At 44.6% G+C, this 26,570-nt stretch carries 24 protein-coding genes and 1 pseudogene; 6 read left to right on the top strand and 19 right to left on the bottom strand.

Translation table 11 applies throughout. The annotated features are described in order from the left end of the window. Positions 1 to 51: 51 nt before the first annotated feature. Positions 52 to 270 carry a hypothetical protein gene (locus D7Y06_RS04885; RefSeq protein ID WP_243119083.1) on the top strand — a complete coding sequence of 73 codons (219 nt, stop codon included), beginning with the start codon at positions 52 to 54 and terminating at the stop codon, positions 268 to 270. 43 nt (positions 271 to 313) lie between these two features. On the opposite strand, the pseudogene D7Y06_RS28195 reads toward D7Y06_RS04885, so the two are convergent. From D7Y06_RS28195 to D7Y06_RS04850, 7 genes and pseudogenes are all read right to left on the bottom strand, one after another. Then, positions 314 to 478 (bottom strand): annotated as a pseudogene (locus D7Y06_RS28195) (IS110 family transposase); the annotation flags it as partial. Positions 479 to 481: 3 nt separating this feature from the next. Then, positions 482 to 1,228 (bottom strand): peroxide stress protein YaaA, encoded by a 747-nt coding sequence (yaaA, locus tag D7Y06_RS04875; protein ID WP_120406707.1) that lies wholly within the window; start codon positions 1,226 to 1,228, stop codon positions 482 to 484. Between the two features lie 19 nt (positions 1,229 to 1,247). Then, the gene (locus tag D7Y06_RS04870) at positions 1,248 to 3,632 is read right to left on the bottom strand and encodes an ABC transporter permease (protein ID WP_120406706.1); all 2,385 of its coding nucleotides are present in this window, start codon (positions 3,630 to 3,632) and stop codon (positions 1,248 to 1,250) included. Positions 3,633 to 3,634: 2 nt separating this feature from the next. After that, on the bottom strand, positions 3,635 to 4,309 hold the full coding sequence (locus D7Y06_RS04865; RefSeq protein ID WP_120406705.1) for an ABC transporter ATP-binding protein: 675 nt from the start codon (positions 4,307 to 4,309) through the stop codon (positions 3,635 to 3,637). A 95-nt stretch (positions 4,310 to 4,404) separates the two neighbouring features. Next, positions 4,405 to 5,328 carry a sensor histidine kinase gene (locus D7Y06_RS04860; RefSeq protein ID WP_120406704.1) on the bottom strand — a complete coding sequence of 308 codons (924 nt, stop codon included), beginning with the start codon at positions 5,326 to 5,328 and terminating at the stop codon, positions 4,405 to 4,407. Further along, complete coding sequence (locus tag D7Y06_RS04855) at positions 5,325 to 6,014, bottom strand: response regulator transcription factor (RefSeq protein ID WP_120406703.1); 690 nt, start codon at positions 6,012 to 6,014, stop codon at positions 5,325 to 5,327. Before D7Y06_RS04855 ends, D7Y06_RS04860 begins: the two co-directional genes overlap by 4 nt. Positions 6,015 to 6,016: 2 nt before the next feature. After that, positions 6,017 to 9,421 carry a hybrid sensor histidine kinase/response regulator gene (locus D7Y06_RS04850; protein WP_243119081.1) on the bottom strand — a complete coding sequence of 1,135 codons (3,405 nt, stop codon included), beginning with the start codon at positions 9,419 to 9,421 and terminating at the stop codon, positions 6,017 to 6,019. A gap of 208 nt (positions 9,422 to 9,629) precedes the next feature. Between D7Y06_RS04850 and tgt the strand changes: the two genes are divergently transcribed. Both tgt and yajC read left to right on the top strand, forming a co-directional pair. Beyond that, positions 9,630 to 10,775, top strand: a complete 1,146-nt coding sequence (gene tgt / locus D7Y06_RS04845) for a tRNA guanosine(34) transglycosylase Tgt (protein ID WP_120406702.1) — start codon at positions 9,630 to 9,632, stop codon at positions 10,773 to 10,775. Between the two features lie 74 nt (positions 10,776 to 10,849). Then, positions 10,850 to 11,158, top strand: a complete 309-nt coding sequence (gene yajC / locus D7Y06_RS04840) for a preprotein translocase subunit YajC (protein WP_120406701.1) — start codon at positions 10,850 to 10,852, stop codon at positions 11,156 to 11,158. 51 nt (positions 11,159 to 11,209) lie between these two features. Here the strand turns inward: yajC and D7Y06_RS26880 are convergent, their stop codons facing one another. The 8 genes from D7Y06_RS26880 to D7Y06_RS04810 all read right to left on the bottom strand — a co-directional run bounded on the left by D7Y06_RS26880 (position 11,210) and on the right by D7Y06_RS04810 (position 19,264). Beyond that, entirely contained in the window at positions 11,210 to 12,106 is an 897-nt protein-coding gene (locus D7Y06_RS26880) for an ABC transporter ATP-binding protein (protein ID WP_243119079.1), read from the bottom strand. Continuing rightward, on the bottom strand, positions 12,067 to 12,972 hold the full coding sequence (locus D7Y06_RS26875; protein WP_243119077.1) for an ABC transporter transmembrane domain-containing protein: 906 nt from the start codon (positions 12,970 to 12,972) through the stop codon (positions 12,067 to 12,069). The genes D7Y06_RS26880 and D7Y06_RS26875 overlap by 40 nt, the downstream gene beginning before the upstream one ends. Further along, positions 12,972 to 13,412 (bottom strand): ATP-binding cassette domain-containing protein, encoded by a 441-nt coding sequence (locus D7Y06_RS26870; RefSeq protein WP_243119075.1) that lies wholly within the window; start codon positions 13,410 to 13,412, stop codon positions 12,972 to 12,974. The genes D7Y06_RS26875 and D7Y06_RS26870 overlap by 1 nt, the downstream gene beginning before the upstream one ends. Next, complete coding sequence (locus tag D7Y06_RS04830) at positions 13,378 to 14,349, bottom strand: ABC transporter transmembrane domain-containing protein (protein ID WP_243119073.1); 972 nt, start codon at positions 14,347 to 14,349, stop codon at positions 13,378 to 13,380. Before D7Y06_RS04830 ends, D7Y06_RS26870 begins: the two co-directional genes overlap by 35 nt. 127 nt (positions 14,350 to 14,476) lie before the next feature. Further along, positions 14,477 to 16,672 (bottom strand): ABC transporter permease, encoded by a 2,196-nt coding sequence (locus D7Y06_RS04825; RefSeq protein WP_120406700.1) that lies wholly within the window; start codon positions 16,670 to 16,672, stop codon positions 14,477 to 14,479. 2 nt (positions 16,673 to 16,674) lie between these two features. Then, on the bottom strand, positions 16,675 to 17,355 hold the full coding sequence (locus tag D7Y06_RS04820) for an ABC transporter ATP-binding protein (RefSeq protein WP_120406699.1): 681 nt from the start codon (positions 17,353 to 17,355) through the stop codon (positions 16,675 to 16,677). A 62-nt stretch (positions 17,356 to 17,417) separates the two neighbouring features. Continuing rightward, complete coding sequence (locus tag D7Y06_RS04815; protein ID WP_120406698.1) at positions 17,418 to 18,596, bottom strand: sensor histidine kinase; 1,179 nt, start codon at positions 18,594 to 18,596, stop codon at positions 17,418 to 17,420. After that, the gene (locus tag D7Y06_RS04810; RefSeq protein ID WP_120406697.1) at positions 18,593 to 19,264 is read right to left on the bottom strand and encodes a response regulator transcription factor; all 672 of its coding nucleotides are present in this window, start codon (positions 19,262 to 19,264) and stop codon (positions 18,593 to 18,595) included. Before D7Y06_RS04810 ends, D7Y06_RS04815 begins: the two co-directional genes overlap by 4 nt. 207 nt (positions 19,265 to 19,471) lie before the next feature. Between D7Y06_RS04810 and D7Y06_RS04805 the strand changes: the two genes are divergently transcribed. Genes D7Y06_RS04805 through D7Y06_RS04795 form a run of 3 tightly spaced genes read left to right on the top strand, consistent with a single transcriptional unit; the run spans position 19,472 to position 21,664 of the window. Next, positions 19,472 to 20,419, top strand: a complete 948-nt coding sequence (locus D7Y06_RS04805) for an AAA family ATPase (RefSeq protein WP_120406696.1) — start codon at positions 19,472 to 19,474, stop codon at positions 20,417 to 20,419. 2 nt (positions 20,420 to 20,421) lie between these two features. Next, positions 20,422 to 20,940 (top strand): hypothetical protein, encoded by a 519-nt coding sequence (locus tag D7Y06_RS04800; RefSeq protein WP_120406695.1) that lies wholly within the window; start codon positions 20,422 to 20,424, stop codon positions 20,938 to 20,940. A gap of 16 nt (positions 20,941 to 20,956) precedes the next feature. Beyond that, a complete protein-coding gene (locus D7Y06_RS04795; RefSeq protein WP_120406694.1) occupies positions 20,957 to 21,664 on the top strand; it encodes a FadR/GntR family transcriptional regulator in 708 nt (235 codons plus the stop codon). Here the strand turns inward: D7Y06_RS04795 and D7Y06_RS04790 are convergent. The 4 genes from D7Y06_RS04790 to hypB all read right to left on the bottom strand — a co-directional run bounded on the left by D7Y06_RS04790 (position 21,652) and on the right by hypB (position 26,443). Continuing rightward, positions 21,652 to 22,479 (bottom strand): CPBP family intramembrane glutamic endopeptidase, encoded by an 828-nt coding sequence (locus D7Y06_RS04790; RefSeq protein WP_120406693.1) that lies wholly within the window; start codon positions 22,477 to 22,479, stop codon positions 21,652 to 21,654. The two genes, D7Y06_RS04795 and D7Y06_RS04790, sit on opposite strands and share 13 nt — an antisense overlap. A 166-nt stretch (positions 22,480 to 22,645) precedes the next feature. Then, positions 22,646 to 22,990 (bottom strand): hydrogenase maturation nickel metallochaperone HypA, encoded by a 345-nt coding sequence (locus tag D7Y06_RS04785; protein WP_120406692.1) that lies wholly within the window; start codon positions 22,988 to 22,990, stop codon positions 22,646 to 22,648. A 44-nt stretch (positions 22,991 to 23,034) separates the two neighbouring features. Then, entirely contained in the window at positions 23,035 to 25,761 is a 2,727-nt protein-coding gene (locus D7Y06_RS04780; RefSeq protein WP_120406691.1) for an FAD-dependent oxidoreductase, read from the bottom strand. A gap of 13 nt (positions 25,762 to 25,774) precedes the next feature. Beyond that, the gene (gene hypB, locus D7Y06_RS04775) at positions 25,775 to 26,443 is read right to left on the bottom strand and encodes a hydrogenase nickel incorporation protein HypB (protein WP_120406690.1); all 669 of its coding nucleotides are present in this window, start codon (positions 26,441 to 26,443) and stop codon (positions 25,775 to 25,777) included. Positions 26,444 to 26,570 lie beyond the last annotated feature (127 nt).

The raw sequence follows: 26,570 nt of genomic DNA, 5'->3' as shown, positions 1-26,570 counted from the left end.
TTTGACATAAAAAAGTCAGGCTTTATAAGGCCTGTAAGGATTTTTTGAAATATGAAACTGTCAAACTCCCGTGAAAGGCAGTGCAGAATTTCCAGTATATGGGTTTCCCGCACAGGGAAACAGCGGGCCGCAGGTGCTCCCCCCCTTTCTGAGAGGATGGAAATGCTGGTGCAGCACCGGCAGACGCTCAATGAACAGATTGCGCAGCTACAGGAACATAAGATAAAACTGGATGAGAAAATAGAATTTAATAAAAATGAGATGGTGTAAACAGGACTTTTCATAGCCGCTTTTCTTGACAAAAAGACTACCGCATGTTGTATAATGCTGTTAGAAGTATTCTTGCTATTGCAATGACTGCTTTCTTGTGACTGCGGCGTTTCCTTAAGCGGAGATAGCGGTTGCGGATTTCAGGATGCTTTTCACTTTTCACCACGGAGTTGGCACATTGGACCAGAAGTGGTTTGATATAGCATCCATCTTACCCCTCCTTCAAAAACACATACTCCCTGTCCGCAGACAGCTCCTCCCTAAAACCATATCCCAGCCTGTCAAAGGCCTTCGCATCCTCCGGGCATCCGGCATCCCTTTCCGCCAGAAACCTAACCATCTCACCCCTGGCCATCTTTGCCATAGTGCCTTTTTGGATCACCTTCCCTTCCTTCCACTCCCCAAACACACAGGTCACGAACATATCCTCTTTTGTCAGATAAGGCTCCACCGATTTGGAATACTCTTTTGATGCAAGATTTAAAATGACAGAGTCTTCTGTTGTCAGTTCCCTGTAAATCTCCTCCCCCCAAAATTCATACAAATCCTTACAATCATTTACCTGTGCCTTCGCCTGCATCTCCAGGCGGTAGGGCGCCACGCCGTCAAAGGGCTTTAGCACCCCGTAAAACCCGGAAAGAATCCGAAGATTTTCCTGTATGTAATCATGGTGTCTTTCCTCCATGACAGAGGGAGCCATATACTGGTACTGGATTCCCTCATAGGAAATCACTGCCGGCGTAAGGCCCTGGCCCAGGTCCATGCCGGCAAAACGTGCGAAGTTTAAATCCGTCAGCTTGTCATTGCATTTCCACAGCGCCTTTGCCTCCTCTCTGGAAAGCCCTTTCATCCACTTCATCAATATCTCTGTTTTGTCCAGAAAAACAGGCAAAGTCCTCACTTCCAAGGAATCGGTATCCCTGTTCATTTTTTTCGCAGGTGAAATGATAATTTTCATACTTTATCCGCCTTAAATTTTAATCCACATACCGCATCCGTTCCACCAGGGAAGTCTTGTTTTGTGCTTTCAAAGAAACATATGAGATTGCCACAGGTATTAAAATTACGCCTAACACATACAGCAAACTTGGAATAATGGGAAATCTGTATACCATATAGCCGGCTAACTGTTTCAAGAAATAAACAAAACCATATCCGCAGGCTCCTCCAAGGACAAGTGTTATGAAAATAGCCGGAAACACAAGCTGAATACATTCCCAGAACAGCATTTTTCTAATCTGCCTTTCTTCCATTCCGATAGATTCCAACATGGAGAGTTCCTTTTTCCTTGTTGCCAGATTTCCAATCACCATGTTAATGAGATTTAAAATACTAAACAGAATAAGAAAGGCAGAAATCCCATAAATCTGGATTTTTATTTTCTGTATATTGAAAGCGTCATCCTGAATGTGCTCCCTAAGTGTGTCGAGAGATAAATCTGTGTATGGCTCAATGACAGCGCTGATATCCTGTTCCACCTGGTCCCCGTTTGTTTCATACTCTAATGCAGATATCAGCAGAGCATCGGTTGTATTCATACTGCCCCATAATTTTTCTGCTGTCTTGTCCGTCATGTAAAAATCATTGCCGCCGTTCCCTGGAACTGAATCTTTCGTTACCGCCGCTATCTCAAACTCTCTGGAATGTTCTTCTCCGTCAAACCACCGAAACGTCAATCTGTTCCCCACATCCAGAGTAACACCGTTGATTCCCTCATAGAATTCACTGTTTGTAACGACTATTCCATCGTGCTTGGCGAGATATTCATAACTGCCATTCCCCTCCACATTCAGGTCAAAATATTCCCGGGAATCCTCTGTCAAAAAATGAAACCCCTGCACCCAGGTAGCACCCTGAAATTCAATGCTGCCAAAGGCACTGTGTGACTCTTTTACAGATTCCACATTGGGAATCCCTTCCAGCTCTTTTTTCAGGCCTTCACTTAAATGGCCCCCAAGCTGCATTTCCGTCGGCCCATATGCCAAAGGGTTATGGGCATTATAGCGGTAGGATACCACATATTCTGCATCCTCAAATTCCTCCTGTCTTGAGTAGGCGTCTTCGTCCCAAGCACACAGGTAAGAGGATGCCAACATAAAAATGATTCCGCCAAATCCGAGGGAAGCGGTCATAATCCTTCGCTTTTTACTATTTCTTCCCTGGCCGATTTCTGCCATCACAAAGGCTGTCAGCCTTTTGTGCTCCCTTACATCCTCTTTCCAATTATCTTCCCCCAAAAAACCTCTTGACGCTTCCACAGGGGCGACAAGTGCGGCAAGCTTTGCCGGTTTTCTAAGAGAGATCTGCACCGTTAAAAGATCAAAAGTTCCAACCACTGCCATTACAATAAAATAATTCACAAGATTCCATCCATCCCCTTCCAGGAAATACGCCAAAAACCCTCCCAAAAGCAGTCCCACGGGAATAGATATGCCGCATAATAAAAAACCTTCCCAGCGCACCATGCTTTTGATCTGTCTCTGGGTCATTCCTATGGTTTGAAGCTGGCCAATCTGCTGTGTGCGTGACGTCACAGAAAGATAGAAGATGCTGTATATAACAATGGCGCTGGCGGCTAATATAACCACTGACACAAAAAGGGTAACATACATCAGGGTACTGCCTTCACGGAGATGTTCTTCAAACTTCCCGTTGATATTTACATCCACTCTTTTGATTCCATAGTCTGCTGCCATTTCATAAACGATAGTCTCAAAAGCGGAGGCTTCCAAATAAGATGCATCCACAATCCGCACAAGAGCTGTATACCCAATATCCTTCATTTGTCTGCTTCGGTTTGCAAACTCTCCGGAAACATATATCGTGTTTACAGACATGGGATTTTCTTTCTTAGCATATCCGCATATGACAAATTCTTCCTGCCCATCCCCCGTATAAAGCAGGAGCTTTGTGCCAATGCTGCATTCCAGTCCCATACTCTCCATAAAATATTCATCTACAACAATCTCATTATACGCATCCGGCTCTTTCCCCTCCGCCAAAACATAAGTCTGTATTTTGTCCTCCTGGCTGGGCAGATAGGTAAAACTGTATGTTACCCCTTCCATCTGAAACGTCTCCTCCCCTGACTTGTAGGGAAGCATAATTTCTGTTCTCCGGTCTGCCTGAATATGTTTCATCTGTTCCTCAGACACATTCATAAACATCACATGCTGCATATTGTCCAGCATACGTTTTTCCACTGTCTGCGTGCCCTGGAGAAATAGAATCATAGTGCTCACAAAGGCCACCGATAGAAAAATGGATAAAAATGCAAATAAACTATATAATTTATTCCCCATCAAATTGCTTTTTGCAATGCGGTAAATAATTCCCCTGTTATTGTTTGAATCCAGTTTCATATTTACCACCTGCTTTCTGCAATGCGGCCGTCCTCGATACGAAGACAACGGTCTGCCATCTGGGCAATCTCTTCATTATGGGTAATCATCACGATGGTCTGATGGAATTTTCTGCCTGCAGTGCAAAGAAGTCCCAAAACCTCATGGCTGGTGTGGCTGTCCAGATTTCCTGTAGGTTCATCCGCCAAAATAATGGCCGGTTTGGTTATCAATGCCCTGGCGATGGCTACCCGCTGCTGTTGCCCGCCGGACAATTTGTTTGGTCTTCTCTGAAGTTTATCATCTAAACCCAGGGAAGTCACAATATCATTTAAATAGTGTGTATCCACACTTCTCCCGTCCAATTCCATTGGCAGAACAATATTGTCATACACCGTCAAATGGGGAAGGAGATTGTAATTCTGAAAAATAAAACCAATCTTCCTCCTGCGGAAAATGGTGAGCTCATTTCTCTCCATTCCCCTCAATTCTTCTCCATCCACCACAACGCTTCCCCCCGTAGGTGTATCCAACCCTCCCAGCATGTGAAGCAGAGTACTTTTCCCGGAACCGGAAGTTCCCACAATCGCAGTAAAACTACCCTTTTCAATTTCCAGAGTAACTCCGTCCAGTGCTTTTACCAATACAGGCCCGGCACCGTAATATTTTGTAAGATTATTTGTCTGCAATATCTTCATGGTTGACATCTCCTTTATTTTATACTTCCATTCTAAAAGGAAATTCTACCAATCCTGTATCAATTTTTTATAAAATGATATCAAAATCGATACAATTACATCCTCTTTCTGCAGGGGAGAAACAAAGAGAAACAGGAACCCTTCCCCTTTGCAGAACGAACGATAATATGCCCTCCCTGACGGACAATTATGCTTCTGGCAATGTAAAGCCCTAATCCCAGTCCCTCATCCCTTACTACAGATTTCTCCCGATAAAATCTCTTAAATATATCATTGTAATGTTCCGGAGGTATTCCCTTCCCCGTATCCTTTATTTTAATCTCTGTATACATTTCCCCGGAGACAACATGGATAGAGACATTTCCCCGCTGCTGTGTATATTTTACTGCATTATCTAAAATATTTTCAATGGCCTCCGCTGTCCACTTGACATCATGGGGAACTTTTATCCCTGCCGGACAGTGAATAGAAATATCAATATCTTTCTTGTCTGCTTTCTGTACAATTCCATTCACTGCCAGTTTTAAGGTGTAAAAAATACTGCTGTCTTCTATATTCAGGTGAATCATATCGCTCTCTAAACGGGATGACTTAATCAGGGAATCAATGAGAAACTCCAGCTTTTCCAACTGCTGCCTGATAATTTCCATAAACTTTTCCGATTCATCACTTGTAAGTTTCGGATCAGCAATCATGTCATGATACATGGAGATATTGGAAAGTGGAGTCTTTAACTGATGGGATATGTCGGAAATTGTCCGCTGCAGCTTCTCCTTCTCCCCCTCACTTTCCCGCAGACGGTTTGAAACAATCTCCTCCACTTTCTCTAACTCCATAACCACTTTGGATGCGAGGGTTTCCCTATTATGTTGTGTCAACTCTTTTTCCTGTCCCATAATCCTCTGGGCGCTGCGCAGAATCTCTTCTGAAAAAACCACAAACCTCCTGCGGAAATACAGATAGCAGAAGATATTTAAAATTCCCATGAGAAATACAAGCCCCAACAAAAAACAAATCATTCTATTTCCCCTGCTCCAATCCATTTATATCCCATGCCATAAATGGTTTTGATATATCCGGATTCACTGTCGGCAATCTTATTCCTTAAACGGCTGATGTTCAAAGATAAGGTGTGTTCGTTCACATAATTTCCTTTACTGTCCCATATATTTTCCAGTAAAACTTCCTTTGTCAAAATCTGTTTTCGATTCCTACAGAAAAATTGGAGAAGGTCAAATTCTGTTGGGGTGAGGGAAAGAATCTCCCCTCTCTTTCTCACTGTACGGTTCTTGAAATCAATCGTGAGATTTCCGCAGACATACAGTGTATTTTCTTCCCTTCCTTTGCACCTTTTTAATACAGCCTGTATTTTTTCCATCACAATATTAATGTGAAATGGTTTTGTGATATAGTCATCTGCCCCCAGATGATACCCTGCAATAACTTCGTCCTCTAAATGATGGGCAGTAAGAAAAATAAAGGGTGTATCATACTGGCCGGGAATATCCTTTGCAAATTGAAACCCGTCTCCGTCCGGCAGATTTATATCCAGCAAAATCAAATCATAGGAATCTTCCCTCAATAATCTTTTTGCCTCCTCTATGGTGTGGGCAGGATAGGGCTCCATCTCTCTTTTTTGCAGATTATAGCACAATCCTGCGTTTAAGATTTCATCATCCTCAATAATCAATACTTTACTCATCATTTCTATTTACTCACATACTGCCCCAGCACACGGATAAAAACATCCATGTCAAGCGGCTTTGATATATGGGCATTCATTCCATGTTTTATGGCTGCTTCCTTATCCTCCTCCATGGCGTTGGCTGTCATGGCGATAATGGGCAGCTCCTTCACATCCTTTCTGTCCATATTCCTTATGGTTCTTGTGGCCTCATAGCCGTTCATAATAGGCATCTGAACATCCATTAAAACCACGTCATAATAATTCTCTTCCGATTTCTCCACCATTGCCACAGCGTCGGTTCCATCCGGAGCAGACTCCACCACAAATCCTGCCTCCGTGAGTATAACCTCCGCTATCTCACGGTTTAACTCAATATCCTCCACCAAAAGCACCCGTTTTCCGGAAAAATCCGCTAAAGTCCAGGCAGCAGCTTTTTCCTCCTTTTCTCCCAGATTATTTGCTGCAAGAAGGGCGGATTTTAAGTCGGACATAAAGAGGGGTTTCGCACAGAATGCCGTGACGCCTGCATCTTTTGCCTCCTCCTCAATATCTGTCCAGTCATAGGCTGTTAAGATAATAATAGGCACATCCTCCCCCACAGCTTTTCGGATTTTTCTGGCTGTCTCCACGCCGCTGAGCTCCGGCATCTGCCAGTCAATAATATAGGTGTGGTAAGAATCTCCCTCGTCATGGGCTGCCTGGGCCCGGAACACTGCCTCCCTGCCGGAAGTGGTCCACTCGGAGCGCATGCCAAGCTGTCCTAACATTTTGCTCACACTGCTGCAGGTATTAAAATCATCATCCACCACCAGGGCCCGCAAACCGTGAAGTTCCTTAATCTGCTCTGCATTTTTCTCTATATCCTGAAGTTTTAAGCTTAGCTCCACTGTAAACTCGCTTCCGCTGCCCGGCACACTTGCTACGGAAATGGTTCCGTTCATCATCTCCACAATATTTTTGGTGATTGCCATACCAAGGCCTGTCCCCTGGATGCCGGACTGGGTAACGCTGGTCTCCCGCTCAAAAGGTTCAAAAATATGTTCTACAAATTCCTTTGACATTCCCATACCGTTATCCTTTATCACAAAGGCATAATCCCCGTACCCGTGGCGGAATGTGGTCTTTTGGATAATCCGGAAGGTAATGGTCCCCCCTGCCGGAGTATACTTCACCGCATTGCTCAATAAGTTGATAAACACCTGGTTTAATTTCAGGGCGTCTGCAATCACATCCTCATTTGCCACCTCAAAGGTGTCGATAAAAAGCTCAAGCTGCTTTGCCTTTACCTGGGGCTGTATAATATTCACCAGGTTGTGCATCATCTCGGAAATATTGCACTCCTGCTCTTTAATCTGCACCTTGCCGCTCTCAATCCTGCTCATATCAAGAATATCGTTAATCAGGCTTAAAAGATGGTTACTGGAAGAGAGCACTTTCTGCAGGCAGTCTTTCACCTGCTCCTGATTCTGAATATGGGTCACTGCAATGGTTGTAAACCCGATAATGGCATTCATAGGGGTGCGGATATCGTGGGACATATTGGAGAGGAACGTGGTCTTTGCACGGTTGGCATGCTGGGCCTGCATCAGCGCATCCTGCAGCGCCTGGGTCTGCTCTTTCTGTTTTCTCACACTTTCCGTAATCTCTTTTGTCACCACCATAACTAAAATATCATCTGTAATGTCATCCTTTGTCATAAGGAAAGACTGCCTCACACAGGTTTCCCTCTCCAGGGAATCCCTGTACCAGTACTCAAGGTTAACCTCCGCAATCCCCTCCTCAAAACATTCTTTCAAATACTCTACATTTGCCGTTTTCGTGTAATCCTCCCTGGATTCCTCCAGCACAAACTCTTTCCAGCGCTCCAGCCACTGGGACGCTTTACAGGGAACCTTAAGCCCTGTGCGCTCCACCATGGAAATCTGTCTGCCCTCCAGCATCCTGGTAATATCTTCTTCAATTAAGTCCTGGGTAAGGTTAAATTCAAAGGTACAAATGGCATTGGAGGTAATGGCTATCTGATACTGCCTTTCCTTGCGGTTCGCCAAAGACATCTCCGCCTGAATCTTAAGCTCTCTCTCCTTTACCTCTGTGATATTCTGACGGCTGAACAAAATTTTACTTGCCCTGCCCTCTTTTCGTTCCAGGCACATAATATTCATGTGCTCCCACTCTGGGTGGCCGCTTCTCTGAACATGGCACTCAAAACGCAAATCCTCATGGCCCTCCATAGCTTTTACCACAGTTTCCTTTTCCAGAAAATGCATCAGTTCCTTCCGCTCTGACTCCTCTATCATAATCGAGCACAAATGCTCCACCAAATCCTGGTAATCCCCGCTGACGGAAATAGAACTGCCCTCGGGCCTTGTATCCGCAAGATAGCGGTATCTCCCCGTCTCCAAATCCACCATGGCAAAACGGGAAAACAAGGTATTGATGCCGTCGATAATATATCCCATCTCCCGGTTCTCATGTTCTAAGACTTTCTTTTCCTGTCCCGCCCGAAGAAGCAGTGCAATAATATAAATGACAAAAAGGCCGATAAGCATTGCCTCCAGCTGGATTCCCACAATGTTCTCATCCCATAGCATTTTCTGGGTAACATTCTTGGGAAATGTCTGCACAAGGACATATCCGCTTTGAGCCAGGCTCCTGACACAGATATTGTCGGTTTTACTGCGGGAATCACAGATAAAAGTCCCCTCCCCGCCATATTCAAATATCTCCATGGCCTCATTAGACGTATCCTGGTCTATCACACCGGACTCAAGGAGAATCTCCAATAAATTTCCCTCATGGCTCTCGTCGTCAGAACTTGCAATCACCATCCCGTCGGAAGTGCAGAAATACACATCCGCCCTCTCCCCGAAATAAGTGGTGGCAAGCATATTTTTTAAATATTCCTCCGCCAGATATGCTCCCCTTAGAACACCGATAATCTCTCCGTTACAGCGCACCGGGGCATAAAAGCAAGCCATTGCCTCATCAAAAAAACGTGGGTCAAAAATAATGGAAGTGCCGCTTTCCCCTCTCATGCCCTCCGTAAAAAATTCCCGGTCCGCCACATCCACAGTCCGTCCGTCGGAGGCATGATCCACCCCGTTTTTGTCAGTAAAGATCAATGCGTCATACCAGGAATTTTCTTCCATTTTCTTTAACATCTCCGCCGTGACCTTAGGCTCGGAAAGGCTCTCCCCAAAAAAATAGGCGTAAGTGCTGATAAGCTTTAAGGCATTGTCCATCTCTTCGTCAATCCGGGTTGCCGTCTGCCTTGCAGAATCCGCCGCATAATTTTTATTCCGCTCCACCATCCTTTTTCTGTTTTGTACCGTAAACCACTGAAACAAAACGATAATCGCTAAAAGAAGTATAAAAACATATACCATTTTCTGAAGCAGCTTCCTCTTCCCCATCTTTCCCTTCATAGGAAATTCCTCCTTTTTTGTACATATCTCTTTTTACACCCGGCTTTAAAGGTATAACCCCACGTTACGGCCCTGTTGTCATAAAAAAGTCAATAATATAGAATTATACTATCGACAATCTCTCAAATCAATGTTACTTTATAATAAAATCAGAAATTTTGTAACAATGTGTACATTATAACACAAATCAGAGAAAAGAGGAACTTTCATGGCAAAATATCGTATATTGACCCAGGAGGGCAGGGCCAAACGGGGGCAGTTTGAAACTGTCCACGGCACCATAGAGACCCCAGTGTTTATGAACGTGGGAACCGCAGCGGCAATTAAAGGCGCAGTGTCCACGGAAGATTTGGAACAGATTAAAACCCAGGTGGAATTGTCAAACACCTACCACCTCCATGTTAGGCCGGGGGATACCCTGATCCATGAGCTGGGGGGGCTTCACAAATTCATGTCCTGGGACAGACCAATCCTTACGGATTCCGGTGGATTTCAGGTGTTTTCCCTGGCGGGGCTTCGGAAAATAAAGGAGGAAGGCGTGTATTTTAACTGCCACATCGACGGGCACAAAATCTTTATGGGACCGGAGGAGAGCATGCAGATTCAGTCCCATCTTGCCTCCACCATCGCCATGGCCTTCGATGAATGCCCCAGCAGCACAGCGGACAGGACATATGTTAAGAATTCCGCAGACCGCACTGCCCGATGGCTCCTGCGGTGCAAAGAGGAAATGCAAAGGTTAAACGGCTTAGAGGAGACCATCAATAAAGAACAGCTTCTCTTCGGCATTAACCAGGGAGCCGTTTATGAAGATATCCGCATTGACCATGCAAAAAAAATCTCGGAGATGGATTTGGACGGTTATGCAGTGGGGGGCTTAGCAGTGGGGGAAACCCATGAGGAAATGTACCGGGTTTTAGAATCTGTGGTGCCCCATCTTCCGAAAGAAAAGCCCACCTACCTTATGGGGGTGGGAACTCCCGCCAATATTTTAGAGGCCGTGGAGCGGGGGGTTGACTTCTTCGACTGTGTGTATCCTTCCAGAAACGGACGACACGGCCACGTTTACACCAACCAGGGAAAGCTGAATCTGTTTAACCAAAAATACCAAAAAGACATGCGCCCCATTGAGGAGAGCTGTAACTGCCCCACATGCCGGCGCTATTCCAGAGCCTATATCAGACATCTCCTAAAGGCAAAGGAAATGCTTGGGATGCGGCTCTGCGTGCTGCACAATCTCTATTTTTACAATACCATGATGGAGGAAATCAGAGATGCCTTAGACCAGGGGCGTTTTGCCTCCTACAAAGAAGAAAAACTTTACGGTATGGGCCAAAATAAAAAAGAAAACTAAAAAAAACATAAAATCCCTTGCCCATTCTTAAAGTTTTGTGTACAATAAAAAAGTGCGAAATAGGAGGAAAAATTATGTCAATTTTATTAAGCCAGACAACCGCCAATGTCTCTATGGTAATTTCACTGATTGTGCTGTTTGTTTTTATGTACTTTTTCATGATTCGCCCCCAGCAGAAGGAGCAGAAGAAGAAAAACGCCATGTTAGCAGACCTTGCAGTGGGAGACACCATCTTAACCACCAGCGGATTTTTTGGGGTAGTCATCGACATCTCAGACGACGACACCATTATTGTAGAATTCGGAAGCAATAAAAACTGCCGTATTCCCATGCAGAAAGTAGCCATATCCGCCGTTGAGAAACCGGATGCAGCAGAAAAATAAAGAGACACAAAAGAAAACCCCTGGGCAAAATCCCGGAGGTTTTTTTGTACATTACTGCATAGAGTAATAATATCCTTTTAACGCCATCAGTTCTTCATGATTTCCCTGTTCCTTTATCTCCCCGTCCATAATATAGAGTATCCTGTCTGCACTGCGCACAGTGGAAAGCCTGTGGGCCACAATAAAGGCCGTTTTATCTGCAAGAATCTTATCCAGAGCCTCTTTTATAAGCTGTTCCGTCTCCGTGTCAATGGAGCTGGTGGCCTCGTCTAAAATAACAATGGAAGGATTTTTCAGTACTATCCTTGCAAAACTGATTAACTGTTTCTCCCCGGCGGAGAGGCCCTGCCCCCTCTCATCCAGCATATGGTGATACCCGTCCTTCATCTGCAGGATATGTTCCTGGGCATGAATCAGCTCTGCGGCTTCCATACATTCCTGGTCTGTGGCCTCCGGCCTTCCGTAGCGTATGTTTTCCAAAACTGTTCCCTTAAAGATAAAGGGGTCCTGCATCAACACCCCCACTTCCTTTCGCAGGGAGTGAAGAGACACCTGTTTTACATTGATATCGTCAATTTTTACCTCCCCGGCAGTGACATCATAAAACCGGGTCAAGAGGTTGATAATCGTAGTTTTCCCCACCCCTGTAGGCCCGACAAGGGCAATCGTTTCCCCAGGTTTCACATGAAGATTAAAATCTGTCAATACCGGGATACCCTCCTCATACTGAAAGGTAACATGATTAAAATCCACTTTTCCCTGGATATGGGACAGATTCATGGCATTCTCCTCCTCAGGTATCTCCAGGGGATAATCAATGGTGTCAAATACCTGCTCCAAATTGGAACTCACCTGGGCAAGCTGCTGGATAATATAAGCTATCTGGGTTAAGGGCCCTGAAAACAGGCTCATATAGCTGGTAAATACCACCACCGTCCCCGCATCCATCCCCGTATTTCCCTGTAAAACCAAGGACAGGGCAAATCCGTATAAAAAAATGTGCCCAAATTCCAGAAAAATTCCACAATGGGGGTATTCAACTGAATGCGCCTTACAATGCGAAGCCAGGTATCCACACTGTCCTGATGGACGTTTATATAAATTTCCCTGTTTAGCTGTGAACGGTTATAACTCTTTACAATTTTCTCCCCCATAATCGTTTCCACCAAAAATGCGGTGCGGTTTGCCATTTTTGCCCGGTGGGATGGAAAAATCTTACGGACACAGTATCTCAGTCCAAAAACGCAGGCCATCATGGGCAGCACTGCCAGAAACACAGCCCCTGTTAAAACCGGGGATATGGAAAGCATAAAAAAAGTCACGATAAATATTTTGGCGATATAAACCAAAAGCTGCACCAGGTAATTGGCAAAAAAATTAGCCAGATCATTGATATAATCCGTCACCCGGATTACAATTTTCCCGTCCGGCCGGGAGTCAAAGTAGTCAAAGGGAAGTTTCTGCAGCTTGTAAAAAATATCCTGCCGGATGGAGGCAATCACCCCCTGGCCCATAATTCCCGAAAGAATCTGGTGGACAAAAGTGATTCCGATATCCAAAAATGCCAGAAAAACCATTCCCACAACCACCAAGGCCAGCATCCGGTAATCCTCTTTTACGACCACCACATTTATAATCTGCTTTAGCAGCAAAGGGGAGAGCATGGAAATTCCTGCGGAAAACAGCATGAGAAATACCACAAGAACCACTGTTTTTTTATAGGGACAGATATACCGAAACACCTTGAAAAGCTGTTTCATATCTATCTTTTTCATCACGACCTCATCTTCAAAATATGTATTTCTCTTAGCCATTACAGATCTTCCTCCCCTTCCCTGTCTAACATTTCCCTGTCCCTTGCTTTTTGAATCTGATATACCTTTGCAAAATGTCCCTTTTGGGCCATAAGTTCCTGAAAAGTTCCCCGCTCCTTTATCTCCCCTTCCTGCATATACAAAATCTCATCACAATTTTCCACGGAAGAAAGGCGGTGGGCGGAGATAATCATGGTTTTCCCGGGATAATAGCGGCTTATATCCGAAAGAAGATTTTTTTCCGTATTTACGTCTAAGGCGCTGGTGGAATCGTCAAAGACAAGGGCAGGGGCATTTTTAAGCAGGGCCCTTGCAATGGAGATGCGCTGCTTTTGGCCCCCGGATATCCCATATCCCCGCTCCCCTACAATGGTATCATAGCCTTCCGAGAGCTCTTTTATAAAATCATGGGCCTGGGCGTGTTTTGCCGCTGTAACCACCTGCTTTTCCGCTGCCTGTCTCCCCTGCGATTCCCAGCTTTTTCCCATAGGGAATGGACACGGAAATATCTTTTAAAATCCGCTCTCCCTCTAAGGTCAGCCCCACGCTGCCCACATAGGCCAGCTGTTTTATGGAAGAAAAGGCCACATCAAAACTTGCTAAAAGTTTGGCCAGGCTGACACAGGAATCCTTAAGCTTTCCATTAGCCCTGTCAAACTTTTCCTCCTCTAAACTTTCATTGGTAAAAGAGCGCACCAGGCGCACGGCCTCTATATTTTCCTGTACCGTTAAATTCATGGCGGAAATATTTTCCCGAGCAACCCCATAGGCATGAAAGGCAAGCTTCCGGAATTTTATAAGGGCTGCAGCAAACACCGGGGTCAGGCACACCGGGAAAACCAAAAGCCAGGGATGGATGCCTGCCAGAAAAAGGGCGCTTGCCAAAAGTACAAACACGCTGTCCAGTATCAGAGGAAGAATACGGCTGAACAAATCTTTAAACATAATGGTATCCGCATTTAAGATGGTGAGTAATTCCCCGGTATTGTACTCTCCGATTAAAGCGCTGTCTAGGGTGAGAAGCTTATCAAATGTCTTCATCCGCAGATCAGTCTCAAGCTTTAAGCCAAGCTTTTCATTCCACACATTTTTTCCATAAACAAAAGAGATACGCAGGGAGAGAAACAGCATTAAAAGAACTGTCAGGGAGCGAAACAAGGTAAAGCTTTGAACTTCCCCGTAGTTCCCCTCCAGGAGAAAAGAAAAAATCCCCCTGCCGTCCGGCACATTTTTACATATCACATAGTCGATAAACATTTCCGATATCATAGGTATCATAAGGTCCGCCGTAAGGGCGGCAAAGCTGATAAGCTGAACCAAAATTGTAGCAGGCAGATACTTTTTCCAATGGCTCAGCCCGAATTTAAACACATCCATAAAAAACTCCCCCATAGGTACACAAACGATCTGTTTTTAATTAAAACTAAAATATTTTAGTATTTTATTAATTATAACAAAACATCTGCCACATGAAAAGAGTTTTTCTGTGCTGCTTTTTCAATTTTTATATCATAGTATCATCCTTAAGCACCTCCGCCAAACTGATTTTTTTCAGGTTCCCCCAGGCGAAAGCGTAAGCCAGGGCCACAGTGCCTAAAATCCCCAGCATAAAGATAAAAATTGGGATCAGGGGCGCCTCCGCCAGAAACTCTTCCCCTTTCAGGTAACTTAATTTTAACATATACCCCACTGCAAATACTGCCAGGGGAAGGGTAATGAGAACGGGACGGAGGGCGATTACCATGGCCTCAATACCAAACATTTTTTTTAGTTCTTTTGGAGTCATTCCAATGGACAGATACCTGGCAAATTCCCTTTTCCTCTGGCGCACAAACCCCAGGGTGTTGGAAAACACATTGCCAACCCCGATTATCCCCAAAAGGACGCAGAATCCTCCCAGTATCACCATCATTCCCTGTATCTGGGTATTGTTGGTCTCATACTCCTGAATACGGTTTTCCGATTCTGCAGTATAACTTCCCACAATCCGCCCAACTTCCTCCTGAAGCTCACAAAGCCCCTCCAAAGTCACATGTTCTCCCCCGCGGATACAGATATAGAAATCTTTTTCCTCTCCCCCTATCTCCTCTTTGATTTCCCTCCACAGAGATACTGGGATAAAATGCACGAGTTCATAATAGTCAAGGGTTGCATACTCCTCCCTTAAAACGGGAACCTCCCCGGTATAGGATAGAACGGGAATCTCCCTTGTTTTTTCCTCTTTGAAAGCCCCTCTTAAAAGACTGACCCCCCTTTCTTTTACATAGGGCATAAAATCCGGGTGCCTGAAATCCGGGTTTGTCACATCACGGATCCTGTTTAATACCACGGCCCCCTGCCCCGGCTCTGCCCCAATCTCCTTACAGTATGCTAAAAAACTGTTATCATCCATTATCACAATGGGGACATTTACCAGCCATCCGCCCTCCACAGGAGTTACGTCCTTTAAAGATGCATGGGAGAAACCGCCGAAAGACTTCATTTCCTCCGTCATTTCTTCCTCTGTAATCACTCTTTTTGCCCTGGCCTTTTGGTACACAATGGCGCTTTTTACCCCGGCAAGCCCCTGTACTTTTTCCGTTTCTTTAAAGTTCTCCACCTTAGCATCCCTTACCGTTACCATAATATCCCACACATTCTGGTACTTTTCAAAATAAGTTTCCCTGGTGCTAATCCCGGAAAGGGAAAAGAAGCACTCCATAATCGTAAATGCCAGAAAAGAAAAGATAAGGGACAAGGACGCCGTCCGCAGGGCTTTCCTCTGGGCTTTTAGAGCGTTCCCCGCCAGTTCCCCTTCCACCCCGAAAAAGCGGGATAGAATGGGGGAATTCTTTTTTCGTTTTAATCCTAATTCCCCCCTGTTTTTGATTGCCTCTAAAGGCGTCAGCCTGCTTAATTTTCTGGCAGGAATCCATACACAAATCCATATGGTGACAATGGTAATAAACATCGTAAAGAGAAAAACCAGGGGGTGATAGCCCGGCATGGACTGATGGCGTCCCGGGATATCACGCGCCAGAACATCTATTACCTGGATCAGCCCAAGGCTTCCTGCTATGCCAAGAAGGCTTCCAAAGAATACCGGCAGGGTACAGAGTGCTGCCGCCTCCTGCAAAAGACAGGTTCTGATCTGCTTTGGTGTAGCCCCAATACTTTTAAAAATGCCAAACTGATGGATTCTTGCTTCCATAGAAAACCCGAAGGCATTGTGTATAATGATTATCAGGGAAAGGGACGCCAGGGCCAGTATCAAAAGATATATAGGAAACAGCAGCCTTGGGGCAGTATCCCCCTCCCCCCTAAGGAGATACAAGGCCAAAAGTTCATAGTTATATATCACCTTTTCCCGGGGAACATGAACCTGGTCTGCAATACGGGGCATATCTGAAAAAACCCTTCCGTACTTATAAAAATAAATATCTGTTTCCCACTCCCCTTCTTTATTTTCCCCTGCCCTGACTTCTTTTACGTTTGCAAAATTTTGAATAAAATCAATATCTTCCTGATTCAGCTCCCCTATAATCCGGGCCTGCCAGCCCCCTTCCTCCAGCACAATCCTCTCAACCTCATACTTCCAGGCATTATAAAACAGTCCGCATAAAAGGGATAAAAGCAGGGCTGAAATAAATGCGGACAGCCGGATAGCCAAAACAGAGGAACGGTTATTTTTGATATAACCGGATACATAATCTTTCCACATATCTATTTCCTCCTCTCATCACTGATAATGCGCCCATCCTCAACCGTAATCACCCGTTCCGCTTCCAGGGCCGCCTTTTCATCGTGGGTAATCAGCAAAATCGTCTGATCTAAATTGCGATTTGAAAGTTTCAGCATATCCATAATCTCTTTGGAATTATTCTGGTCCAGATTCCCTGTAGGCTCATCGGCTAAGATAAGCGCTGGGCGGTAAATCAGGGATCGGGCAATGGCTGCCCTCTGCTGCTGCCCCCCGGATAATTGTCCCGGCAGGGCGGAAAGTTTATCCTCAATCCCAAGGGAAGCCACAATTTTATTAAAAAATTCCCTGTTTGGCTTTTTCTTATCCAGGGCTAAAGGCATAAGTATGTTTTTCTCCACGGTAAGAGTGGGAATCAGGTTATAAAACTGATAGATAAGCCCCACCTTCCTCCGCCTGAAAATCGCCGCCTGGGTCTGGTTTAACCGGGCAATATCCGTCCCGTCTATCATGACCTTTCCCTCTGTGGGCAAATCCACACTGCCAAGAATATGCATAAGGGTGGATTTCCCGGAGCCGGAGGCCCCGGTAATTGCCACAAATTCCCCTTTCTTTACAGACAGGTCAATTCCCTTTAACGCCTCCACCTGACTTCCCCCGGATCCGTATACTTTCTTTACTCCTTCGCATTTTAAAATCTCCATTTTGTTGTCCCCTTTCCTTAGAACTTTCTATGTTTAACAGTATAACAGTGGAAAGTTACAACTCAGTGACGGTAAAAGCGGATTTCAAACAGGGCGCCCCCTCCTACCCTGTTTTTTGCCCGTATCGTCCCGTTTTGTCTCTCAATAATTTCCTTTGACAAAGCCAATCCGATTCCTATACCCCCTTCATTTGCATTTTTCCCCCGATAAAACCGTTCAAAAAGATGGTGGATGTCCTCCTTTAAAAATCCTTCCCCCTCATCCCAGATAAGGATTTCCGTATAGAAAGGATTTTGCCCATAGGAACAGTGAATCTTTCCGCCATTGCTGTGCTCCATACAATTTTTCATCAGATTCATAAAGGCTTCCATGGTCCAGTCCAAATCCACAGACACCACCATTTCCCCAAGTTCCGGTATCTCTATGGACGCCCCGGAGTCTGCGAATAATTCCTGTAAATTATCTTTTGCAAGGACAAGGATGGTAAAAACATCTGTCTCATTCTTTTCCAAAACCAAAGTCCCGGCATCCATCCGGGATAATACCAACAGGGCTTCCTCTAAACGGGTCAGCCGCAAAAGCTGTTTTTCCATCCGCTTGAATTGATTCCCGCCAAGCTCCTGCTTCATCATCTGAAGAGACAGGGAAATGGCAGTGATTGGAGTTTTTATCTGGTGGGCAATATTGGACAGGTTTTCCGCAAAATCATTCTTTGCCTGCACCGCCTCATCTCTTGTGTGATAGAGAGATGTCACCGTCTTATATATTTCATCTTTCAGCTTTGAAAACTCATCCTCCCCGGAATCGGAGAGAATTGGCGCACCTTTTGTATTCACCTGTTCCAGATAATCTGCCAAAGAACAAATCCTCTTCGCCTCCGCCCTGTTCCGAAATAAATAAGTAAAGATAAAAAGAAAAAAACCTGTTAAAAACCCTGCGGCCGCAGACAATACTCTGCATCCCCCGGACATACGTGAAAAATCGGAAATATGGTATCCCAACAGGGATAAAAAATCATCCTCCGCCCGGACATTTCCCTGTGCATATTCCTTTAGCACCCCGGAAACCACTTGTTTTGTTTCCGGCTCCCGCTCCACGATCTCCCCGCATACCGCACTCAGCAGGTCAAATTGATGCCTGCTGTCATAGAAAGAGACAAGCATGACAGAGACGGCAGAGGCAATCAGGCTAAGGGACAGGGCAAATCCCAAAGTAATGAAAACATGCTTCCTTCCGCTCATATTTTATCCTCCATCCGGTAACCCACACTCCTCACTGTTTTAATACAGGCGGGCTGGCAGAGTTTATCCCTCAGCCTTTTCATGGTAACTGTCAGGGTGTTATTGTTCACATAGTTTCCCTTCACATCCCATATCTGTTCTAAAATTCTTTCTCTGGTCAAAGTCTTTCCCTTATTTTCCATCAAATACAAAAGAAGCTCATATTCCGCCGGGCTTACATCCACTTCCTTAGAATGGCAGGAAACGCTCCTGCGGTTTAAATCCATTTCAATTCCATCACAGGAAAGATACTGTTTTGCACCATTGCCGGCCCTGCGCAGCAATGCCAGTATCCTTGAATACAATACTTCCAGTTCAAAGGGCTTTACCACATAGTCGTCTCCCCCGTTCTGAAAACCGGAAACAATATCCTGGGAATCCCCCCGGACCGTGAGAAAAATTATCGGAAGTTCTTTCCAGTTTCTGCGCAAATACTGACACATGCCGTCCCCCCGGCCGTCCGGCATATTCCAGTCCAGCAAAATAAGTGCGGGCACATGTTTTTTTAAAGCGCACTTTGCCTCTGCAAAAGTCCCCCATATCTTTACCCTGAAATTTTTCTGCTCCAGGTATTCTTTTACCATATTTGCAATATCCGGGTCATCTTCAATATAATATATATCCTCCATAGCCTACTTCCTTTTACATTTTATTTTTTCTATTATAGCAGAAAAAAGTTACAGTTAAATGACTTTCCGACAGGATGCTGTGACTCCAAAAGAAACGGAAAAGAGAATTGTACTTTGTACTTAGGTGTGTTACTATTATTTTTAGGAAATCTGTGATTTAATCAGCGATTCCCCAGAAAAAATCCACGTGTATTGAAAGGGGATACCATGACACTCAAAAAAATAAAGCTTTCTAACATTGCCGTTTTTGTAAATTTTAATCTGGAATTGTCAGATGGCATAAACATCATAATCGGTGAAAACGGCAGTGGAAAAACAATATTTTTAAAATCAATCTATGATACATGCCATGATAAAAAACAGGATGTTTTAGATAATAAATATATCCGGAAACACAATGACAATACCGATTGTGTACCGAACATTTTCATTGAGTACCAAATGGAAAATGGTAAAATAGAAAGCTGCTGGCTTATGGAAAACGGGCAAAAATTATGTGTCAATGAAACTAATGATGTGTTATACATTCCCGTAATGGAAATGCTGTCACATTCCAAAGGACTGATTTCGCTGTATGAAAAATATGATTTACCCTTTGAAAATGTCCAAATTGATATCATACAAAACGCACAATTGCCAGAAACTAGAAAACCGGCAGATTTTGAAAAAAAACTTCTGGACATTATCAGTAATGTTATCGGCGGAGAAGTTGTGTATGAAAATGAAAAATTTTTAGTCCGAAAAAAAGATGGATTTAAAATTGATTTTGAAATGGAAGCGGAGGGTTTCCGAAAATTTGCCCTCTTGTGGAAACTTATAAGAAACGGCTTGCTGCAGCCAGGAAGCATATTACTGTGGGATGAACCGGAAACTAATATCAATCCCGAATTACTCCCCACGCTTGCAGATATTTTGCTGGAGCTGCAAAGAAACCACATCCAGATTATCCTTGCAACCCACAGCTATAATCTGGCTAAATATTTTGAATTAAAAAAGGGAAAAAATGACCATATTCTTTTCCATTCCTTTCAGCGAAATGAGAATAAAATTTGCGCGGAAAGCAGCACTGTTTTTGGAAATATTACAGCTAATAAATTAATTCAGGCTGATGAAAAACTATTGGACTTAGCCTACACTAAAGGAATGACAGATTAACTATGGAAAAAATATACGAAGATGAAAACCATAATTTCCTATTTGATTTCACGAAAGCGGAAAATGTGGTTCAAATTGAAGAGCTGTCACATTGCATCCCCGAACTGCAATATAATGTTGATTTTATCATAATAGAACAAAATATTCTTTTCTTAGAATTTAAGAATTCTAATGTGAATTATGCATCTAATAAAGAATTATTTCATAAAAAACTTACAAGAAACAGAGATAAGTTTTGTAAAGATATGGCAAAAAAATTTGTCAGCAGTTTATTCTGGTTATGGGCATGTAAATTAAACGAAAAAGAAAAGAAAATTTCCTATTGTCTCTTAATTGAAAGTGAACTTATGGATGCAAAAATGCGCAAACTTTTCCGAAATAAAATCAGCAAACAGCTTCCCCACAATTTTGAAAAATTTGGAGAAGTGAAACGTGAAATATTATCTGATTTTGCAGTTATGAATTTTGAGGAATGGCAGGAAAATTTTCCTCAGTACCCAATAACACCAAAACACAAATAACAGTCAGGAGAACCATATGGAATTTCAGAAAATCAGTTCCCCCTCCCTGCGGGAACTGTTTGTAAACCAATTTGAAGAACTGATTTTATCGGGGAAACTGAAAATCGGAGAAAAACTCCCCCCGGAGCGGCAGCTCGCAGAGGAGATGCAGGTGAGCCGTGCCGTGGTAAACAGCGGTATCCGGGAGCTGGAAAAAAAGGGCTTCCTCACAGTAAAATCAAGAAGCGGCACCTTCGTTGCGGACTACCGCCAGAAAGGCACCATTGACACCCTCCTTGCTATTATGAATTACCGTGGGGGCAGATTAAAGAGCAGTGAAATCCGCTCTATTTTAGAAATCCGCATTGCCCTTGACACTTTAGCCGTACAGCTTTGTATCCCTTCTATCACGGACAGTGAAATTGCCCTGCTTTTGGAAAAAATAGAAGCTATCAAAAATGCCGCCGATGCCACAGAGGCAGCAGGCGCCGCTTTTGCCTTTCAGCACGCATTTTCCCTGGTTTCCGGTAACACCCTGATGCCCCTGATTATGCAGTCTTTCCGCCCCCCTGTGTTTACCCTGTGGGAACGGTTCTGCATCCTTTACGGCATCCCTACGCTCTACGAAAGCAATTACAGGCTTTGGACCTTTATCCGGGACAGAGATAAAGAGGGGGCTATTGCCTATATCCAGTCCTCCATGGACGATGTGATTTTTGGAAAACATCAGATTTATTTTGATTGATTAAGGAAATTTTTATCACTTTGAGTTGTCTTTTGAATAACATATATACCTGCAAGAAATAAACACACAAATAACAGTATCAGTCCCCAGAACATACCGCCGGAAATATCTGGTTTACTGTATAGAATAAATTCCGGCAAATTCGCAGCAGCATGAGCTATCATACACACCCATAGAGATTCAAATTTATAGAATAAATATCCAAAAACCAATGCCATAAGCATTGCGCCAATCACCAGTACAACTCCGCCGGCAACGAAATGCATTGCCCCAAATAAAGCAGAACTCACTATTATAGCTATAACAGGGTTTGTGGTTTTTTCAACTCTTGTATAAATAATTCCTCTAAGTGCAATCTCCTCCGCAGCAGGAGCTATTATTAATAAATTGGCTGCCATTAATACAATCCCAAGCATCGGGAATATCCGGGAATAAAAATCAACTGACTTGGATATCATCAATGAGTTTTCCATAGAAACATTATATGTACATAAGGCAAATAGGAAAGAAAATGAAAATGCCGTAACAGATGCTAAGACAACATCTTTAATGGTAAATTTATTAAGTTTCCATTCCTGCCTGACTTGTTTTTTCCGAACTTTAAAAACAATATATAGGACGAATACAGTCAATATCCCCGAAATAACGGTTATGCCCAAAATATTGTTATTTACAAATTCTGCTAGTAAAGCTTCTTCTCTAAGGCCATTCGCTGCACCTATAGCCATAAATCCTACAGATAACAAGACTTGAAAAATCATTGTTAATCCAAAATACATGATAAAATAAGCAATTGCCTTCCACACGCCCTTCATATCGCCATTCCTTTCATCTCCAGAATCCTATACTTTTAGTGTTTTCCGCCAGCCCCTTCCTTCAGGGAGCTGCTTTAAAATGTATTATAACAATTAAACCGTCATATTTCCATATAAAGTTTGTACTTTTCCCTATGCGGGCCTGCACATAAAAAAGAGGCCCAGTCTAACAGGCCTCTATCTCTTTAATCACAAATTCATTCCCCCTTAAAAGGTATGTGTTGCCGCTGCCGCAGCGGGGGCAGGTTTTCCCATGTTTTACCGTGGGATATTCTTCTTTGCAGTCCTCACAGAATGTCACCGCCGGAATCTTTTCAAAATGAAGGGCGGCGCCTTTCATGAAATCGCTGCGCTCCACCGCCCATTTCCAGCAATCCGTCAGGTAGGAAGGCACCACACCGGATACCTCCCCCACCTCAAGGGTTACGGATGCCACCTTTGTCAACTGGTTCTCTTTTCCAATATTTTCCACACTTTCAATGACATGAAAGACAACGCCCAATTCATGCATGGCAATCCTCTTTTCCCCAGCCTGAAATCTTCAGACTGACATTTTTACTTTTTATCTTTTTTGTTTTTATTCATCTTTATTTTTACTTCCCGCTTAATCATGTAGGGCAGAATCACTTTCATCTTGTCCTCAGACTTATACATACGGCTGCACTCCGGATGTTCTCTGAACAAATGAATCGCATCAAATTCACATTTGGTGGTGCAGATGCCGCAGCCGATACACTTGTTTTCGTCTACCACGGAAGCGCCGCAGCCTAAGCATCTGGCAGTCTCCGCTTTTACCTGCTCCTCTGTAAAAGTCTGCTTTACATCCCTAAAGGAATGTTTCCGCTCATCCACGGAGGCACTGTACCCTGGAATCTGCCGGGAGGAATTGTCGTATTCTTCCACCACAATATTTTCTTTGTCCAGCTCGATAAACTGTCTCCGGTTTCTTCCTATGGTCATGGAAGTGTGGGGCTGTACGAAACGGTGAATGGAAACGGCCCCCTCTTTTCCTGCCGCAATGGCGTCAATGGCAAATTTAGGCCCGGTGTACACGTCTCCCCCCACGAAAATATCTCCCTGGCCGCTCTGGTAAGTAAGGGAATCTGCAATGGCCCTGTTCCCCGGCCCTAATTTTACTTTGGAACCTTCTAAGAGATTTCCCCACTCAATGCTCTGCCCGATGCTGACAAAAACGTTTTCACAGGGAACGGTTATGGTGTTATTTTCGTCATATACCGGGTTAAATTTACCCTCTTCATCAAAGACGGAGACACATTTCTTAAATACCACCCCGGTAACTCTTCCGTTTTCTGAGAGAATTTCTTTCGGGCCCCAGCCACAGTTTAAGTCTATTCCTTCCTCTTTTGCCTCGGAGACTTCCTCCTGTGACGCCGGCATATGGTCCTCGTCCTCCAGGCAGTACATGGCAATGCTCTCGGCGCCGCAGCGTACATTTGTCCTGGCCACGTCGATTGCCACATTTCCTCCGCCGATGACCACAGTTTTTCCGTATACCTTGTAATCTTCGTTGTCTGCAACAGCACGAAGGAAGTCAACTGCCGTCATAACCCCCGGGGCATCCTCACCGGGAATCCCTGCACGTCTTCCCCCCTGGCATCCAATGGCAATATAAAATGCCTGGTATCCCTCTTTCCGAAGTTCGTCAAGGGTCACGTCTTTGCCCACTTCCACGCCGCATTTTATCTCTACGCCCATTTCCCTGAGCACGTCAATCTCTGCTTCCACCACATCTTTTTCCAGTTTGTAGGAAGGGATTCCGTATACCAGCATACCCCCGGCTTTTCGGTTCTTTTCAAATACCACCGGTTTGTAGCCTTTTTCCGCCAGGTAAAAGGCACAGCTAAGCCCTGCGGGCCCTCCTCCAATAATGGCGATTTTCTGGGGAAAAGTTCCCCGCATAGAAGGCTGAACTATCGGTGGGATATAGCGGTTTTCGCTGTCCAAATCCTGCCTTGCAATAAATTTCTTTACCTCGTCAATGGCGATGGCCTCATCAATGCTTCCCCTGGTACATGCATCCTCACAGCGGCGGTTGCACACATGGCCGCACACAGCCGGGAATGGGTTTTCCTTTTTGATAAGGGCAAGGGCGTCTTTGTATCTGCCCTGGGCAGCCATCTTAAGATACCCCTGTACGGCGATATGGGCGGGACAGGCTGTCTTACAGGGTGCAGTCCCTGTGTCATAACAGTTAATCCTGTTGTTGTCCCGGTAATTTTCATCCCATTTTTCCGGCCCCCATTTCACTGCATCCGGCAGTTCCTGTTTGGGGTAGGTTATCTCCCCCTCTTTTGTGCAAAGCTTCTGCCCCAGTTTTACCGCCCCGGCAGGACAGTACTCCACGCAGCGGCCGCAGGCCACACAGTCCTCTTTTTCCACTCTCGCCACATAGGCGGAACGGGACATGTTTGGGGTGTTAAAAAGCTGGGAAGTCCGCAGTGCATAGCACACGTTTACATTACAGTTACAGATGGCAAAAATTTTGTCATGTCCGTCGATATTGGTTATCTGATGGACAAAACCATTATCCTCCGCCTTCTTTAAAATCTGCATCACTTCGTTATATGTAATATAGTGTCCTCTCTGGGTCTCCACCAGATAATCCGCCATATCTCCCACGCCGATGCACCAATCTTCCACGTCGTCCCCGCAGCCCTCGTCGTAGGTCTTTCTTGACATACGGCAGGAACAGGGGCTTGCGGCATATTTGCCCTTGTACTTTTTCAGCCAGTGGGAAATATGCTCCACACTTGCGGTCTTATTTTCGGAGCGGATGGCTTTTTCTACGGGAATCACGTGCATTCCGATGCCCGCCCCTCCCGGAGGCACCATAGGCGTCACTTTCTCCAAAGGCTCAAAGGTCATGCGCTCAAAGAAACGTCCAAGCTGGGGATGTTCCTCAAGCTGTGACTGCCTCATATTGGTAAACTCTGCGCTCCCAGGCACAAACATGGGTAAAATATACTGCTTTTCCCTTCTGGGATTCTCCCAGTTGTACTCAATCAGGCCCACATAAGCCATTTCCGCCAAAAGCTCTTCCAGGTGTTTTTTGTCTTTCCCTGTGAGCTTTGCAATCTCTTCTAACGTCTTTGGCTTTCTCACCTTCATCTTCAGGGCCACTTCCGCCATCTCGTCTGTCACAATACACTCTAAGCCCCAGTATTCCGGGTCTTCCGTGGTGATTTTCCGCCCCAGGCGGTCGGTAATCATCTGCCCCAATTCCAAAATCAGTTTTCTTGGTTTTTTGTTTTGGTTTTCCATATGCTTCCCCCTCCTAATTTTTCCAATCCGAAACCTGTTCTCTTAACCAGTCCGCCCAGTCTTTCACACCTTCTCCTGTCTTAGCGCAGATTGGAATGATTTTGGCCTTCGGATTTCTTTTTAAAATATTCTCTTTACATGCCTCCATATCAAAATCAAAATAGGGAAGTACGTCTGTTTTATTGATTAAAACCACATCACAGACAGAAAACATCAGGGGATATTTCAAAGGCTTGTCGTCCCCCTCCGGCACGCTTAAAATCATAGCGTTTTTCACAGCTCCGGTGTCAAACTCCGCCGGACATACAAGGTTGCCCACATTCTCAAGCACCACCAAATCCACATCCCCGGCATTTAAACCGGAAAGCCCCTGATATGTCATGTCCGCATCCAGATGGCACATGCCTCCCGTGTGGAGCTGGATGGCTTTTACCCCCAAATCCGATATGGTTTTTGCGTCCACATCGGAATCAATATCCGCCTCCATCACGGCGATTTTCATTTCCCCTTTCAACGCCTCAATGGTGCGGGTAAGGGTGGTGGTCTTGCCGGAGCCCGGGGAGGACATTAGGTTTAAAAGGAACACCTTTTTCTCCTTTAATTCCCTGCGCACCTCTGCCGCCCGCTTGTCATTGTCTGCAAAGACACTCTGCTTTACCTCTAAAATCCGAAAATCTCCCATAATCCCTCCTGGCTTTTTCTGGTTGTTCCAGTTTGTAATCATTTGTTACTATTATACTGTGGGGCATGGACATAGTCAATCTTTTTCCTTGATTTTCCGATATGTTTTGTTGGAAATTTTCATTTTG

The sequence above is a fragment of the Roseburia sp. 1XD42-69 genome (genome assembly GCF_003612565.1).
Lineage (GTDB): Bacteria > Bacillota > Clostridia > Lachnospirales > Lachnospiraceae > Roseburia_B.
This window is presented reverse-complemented; position numbering and strand designations above follow the sequence as displayed.

What these genes read in the sequence shown, in the direction of transcription:
- D7Y06_RS04885 (WP_243119083.1), top strand. Translation starts at nt 52, where the DNA reads ATGAAACTGTCAAACTCCCGTGAAAGGCAGTGCAGAATTTCCAGTATA.
- yaaA (WP_120406707.1), bottom strand. Translation starts at nt 1,228, where the DNA reads ATGAAAATTATCATTTCACCTGCGAAAAAAATGAACAGGGATACCGAT.
- D7Y06_RS04870 (WP_120406706.1), bottom strand. Translation starts at nt 3,632, where the DNA reads ATGAAACTGGATTCAAACAATAACAGGGGAATTATTTACCGCATTGCA.
- D7Y06_RS04865 (WP_120406705.1), bottom strand. Translation starts at nt 4,309, where the DNA reads ATGAAGATATTGCAGACAAATAATCTTACAAAATATTACGGTGCCGGG.
- D7Y06_RS04860 (WP_120406704.1), bottom strand. Translation starts at nt 5,328, where the DNA reads ATGATTTGTTTTTTGTTGGGGCTTGTATTTCTCATGGGAATTTTAAAT.
- D7Y06_RS04855 (WP_120406703.1), bottom strand. Translation starts at nt 6,014, where the DNA reads ATGATGAGTAAAGTATTGATTATTGAGGATGATGAAATCTTAAACGCA.
- D7Y06_RS04850 (WP_243119081.1), bottom strand. Translation starts at nt 9,421, where the DNA reads ATGAAGGGAAAGATGGGGAAGAGGAAGCTGCTTCAGAAAATGGTATAT.
- tgt (WP_120406702.1), top strand. Translation starts at nt 9,630, where the DNA reads ATGGCAAAATATCGTATATTGACCCAGGAGGGCAGGGCCAAACGGGGG.
- yajC (WP_120406701.1), top strand. Translation starts at nt 10,850, where the DNA reads ATGTCAATTTTATTAAGCCAGACAACCGCCAATGTCTCTATGGTAATT.
- D7Y06_RS26880 (WP_243119079.1), bottom strand. Translation starts at nt 12,106, where the DNA reads ATGGATGCGGGGACGGTGGTGGTATTTACCAGCTATATGAGCCTGTTT.
- D7Y06_RS26875 (WP_243119077.1), bottom strand. Translation starts at nt 12,972, where the DNA reads ATGGCTAAGAGAAATACATATTTTGAAGATGAGGTCGTGATGAAAAAG.
- D7Y06_RS04830 (WP_243119073.1), bottom strand. Translation starts at nt 14,349, where the DNA reads ATGGATGTGTTTAAATTCGGGCTGAGCCATTGGAAAAAGTATCTGCCT.
- D7Y06_RS04825 (WP_120406700.1), bottom strand. Translation starts at nt 16,672, where the DNA reads ATGTGGAAAGATTATGTATCCGGTTATATCAAAAATAACCGTTCCTCT.
- D7Y06_RS04820 (WP_120406699.1), bottom strand. Translation starts at nt 17,355, where the DNA reads ATGGAGATTTTAAAATGCGAAGGAGTAAAGAAAGTATACGGATCCGGG.
- D7Y06_RS04815 (WP_120406698.1), bottom strand. Translation starts at nt 18,596, where the DNA reads ATGAGCGGAAGGAAGCATGTTTTCATTACTTTGGGATTTGCCCTGTCC.
- D7Y06_RS04810 (WP_120406697.1), bottom strand. Translation starts at nt 19,264, where the DNA reads ATGGAGGATATATATTATATTGAAGATGACCCGGATATTGCAAATATG.
- D7Y06_RS04805 (WP_120406696.1), top strand. Translation starts at nt 19,472, where the DNA reads ATGACACTCAAAAAAATAAAGCTTTCTAACATTGCCGTTTTTGTAAAT.
- D7Y06_RS04800 (WP_120406695.1), top strand. Translation starts at nt 20,422, where the DNA reads ATGGAAAAAATATACGAAGATGAAAACCATAATTTCCTATTTGATTTC.
- D7Y06_RS04795 (WP_120406694.1), top strand. Translation starts at nt 20,957, where the DNA reads ATGGAATTTCAGAAAATCAGTTCCCCCTCCCTGCGGGAACTGTTTGTA.
- D7Y06_RS04790 (WP_120406693.1), bottom strand. Translation starts at nt 22,479, where the DNA reads ATGAAGGGCGTGTGGAAGGCAATTGCTTATTTTATCATGTATTTTGGA.
- D7Y06_RS04785 (WP_120406692.1), bottom strand. Translation starts at nt 22,990, where the DNA reads ATGCATGAATTGGGCGTTGTCTTTCATGTCATTGAAAGTGTGGAAAAT.
- D7Y06_RS04780 (WP_120406691.1), bottom strand. Translation starts at nt 25,761, where the DNA reads ATGGAAAACCAAAACAAAAAACCAAGAAAACTGATTTTGGAATTGGGG.
- hypB (WP_120406690.1), bottom strand. Translation starts at nt 26,443, where the DNA reads ATGGGAGATTTTCGGATTTTAGAGGTAAAGCAGAGTGTCTTTGCAGAC.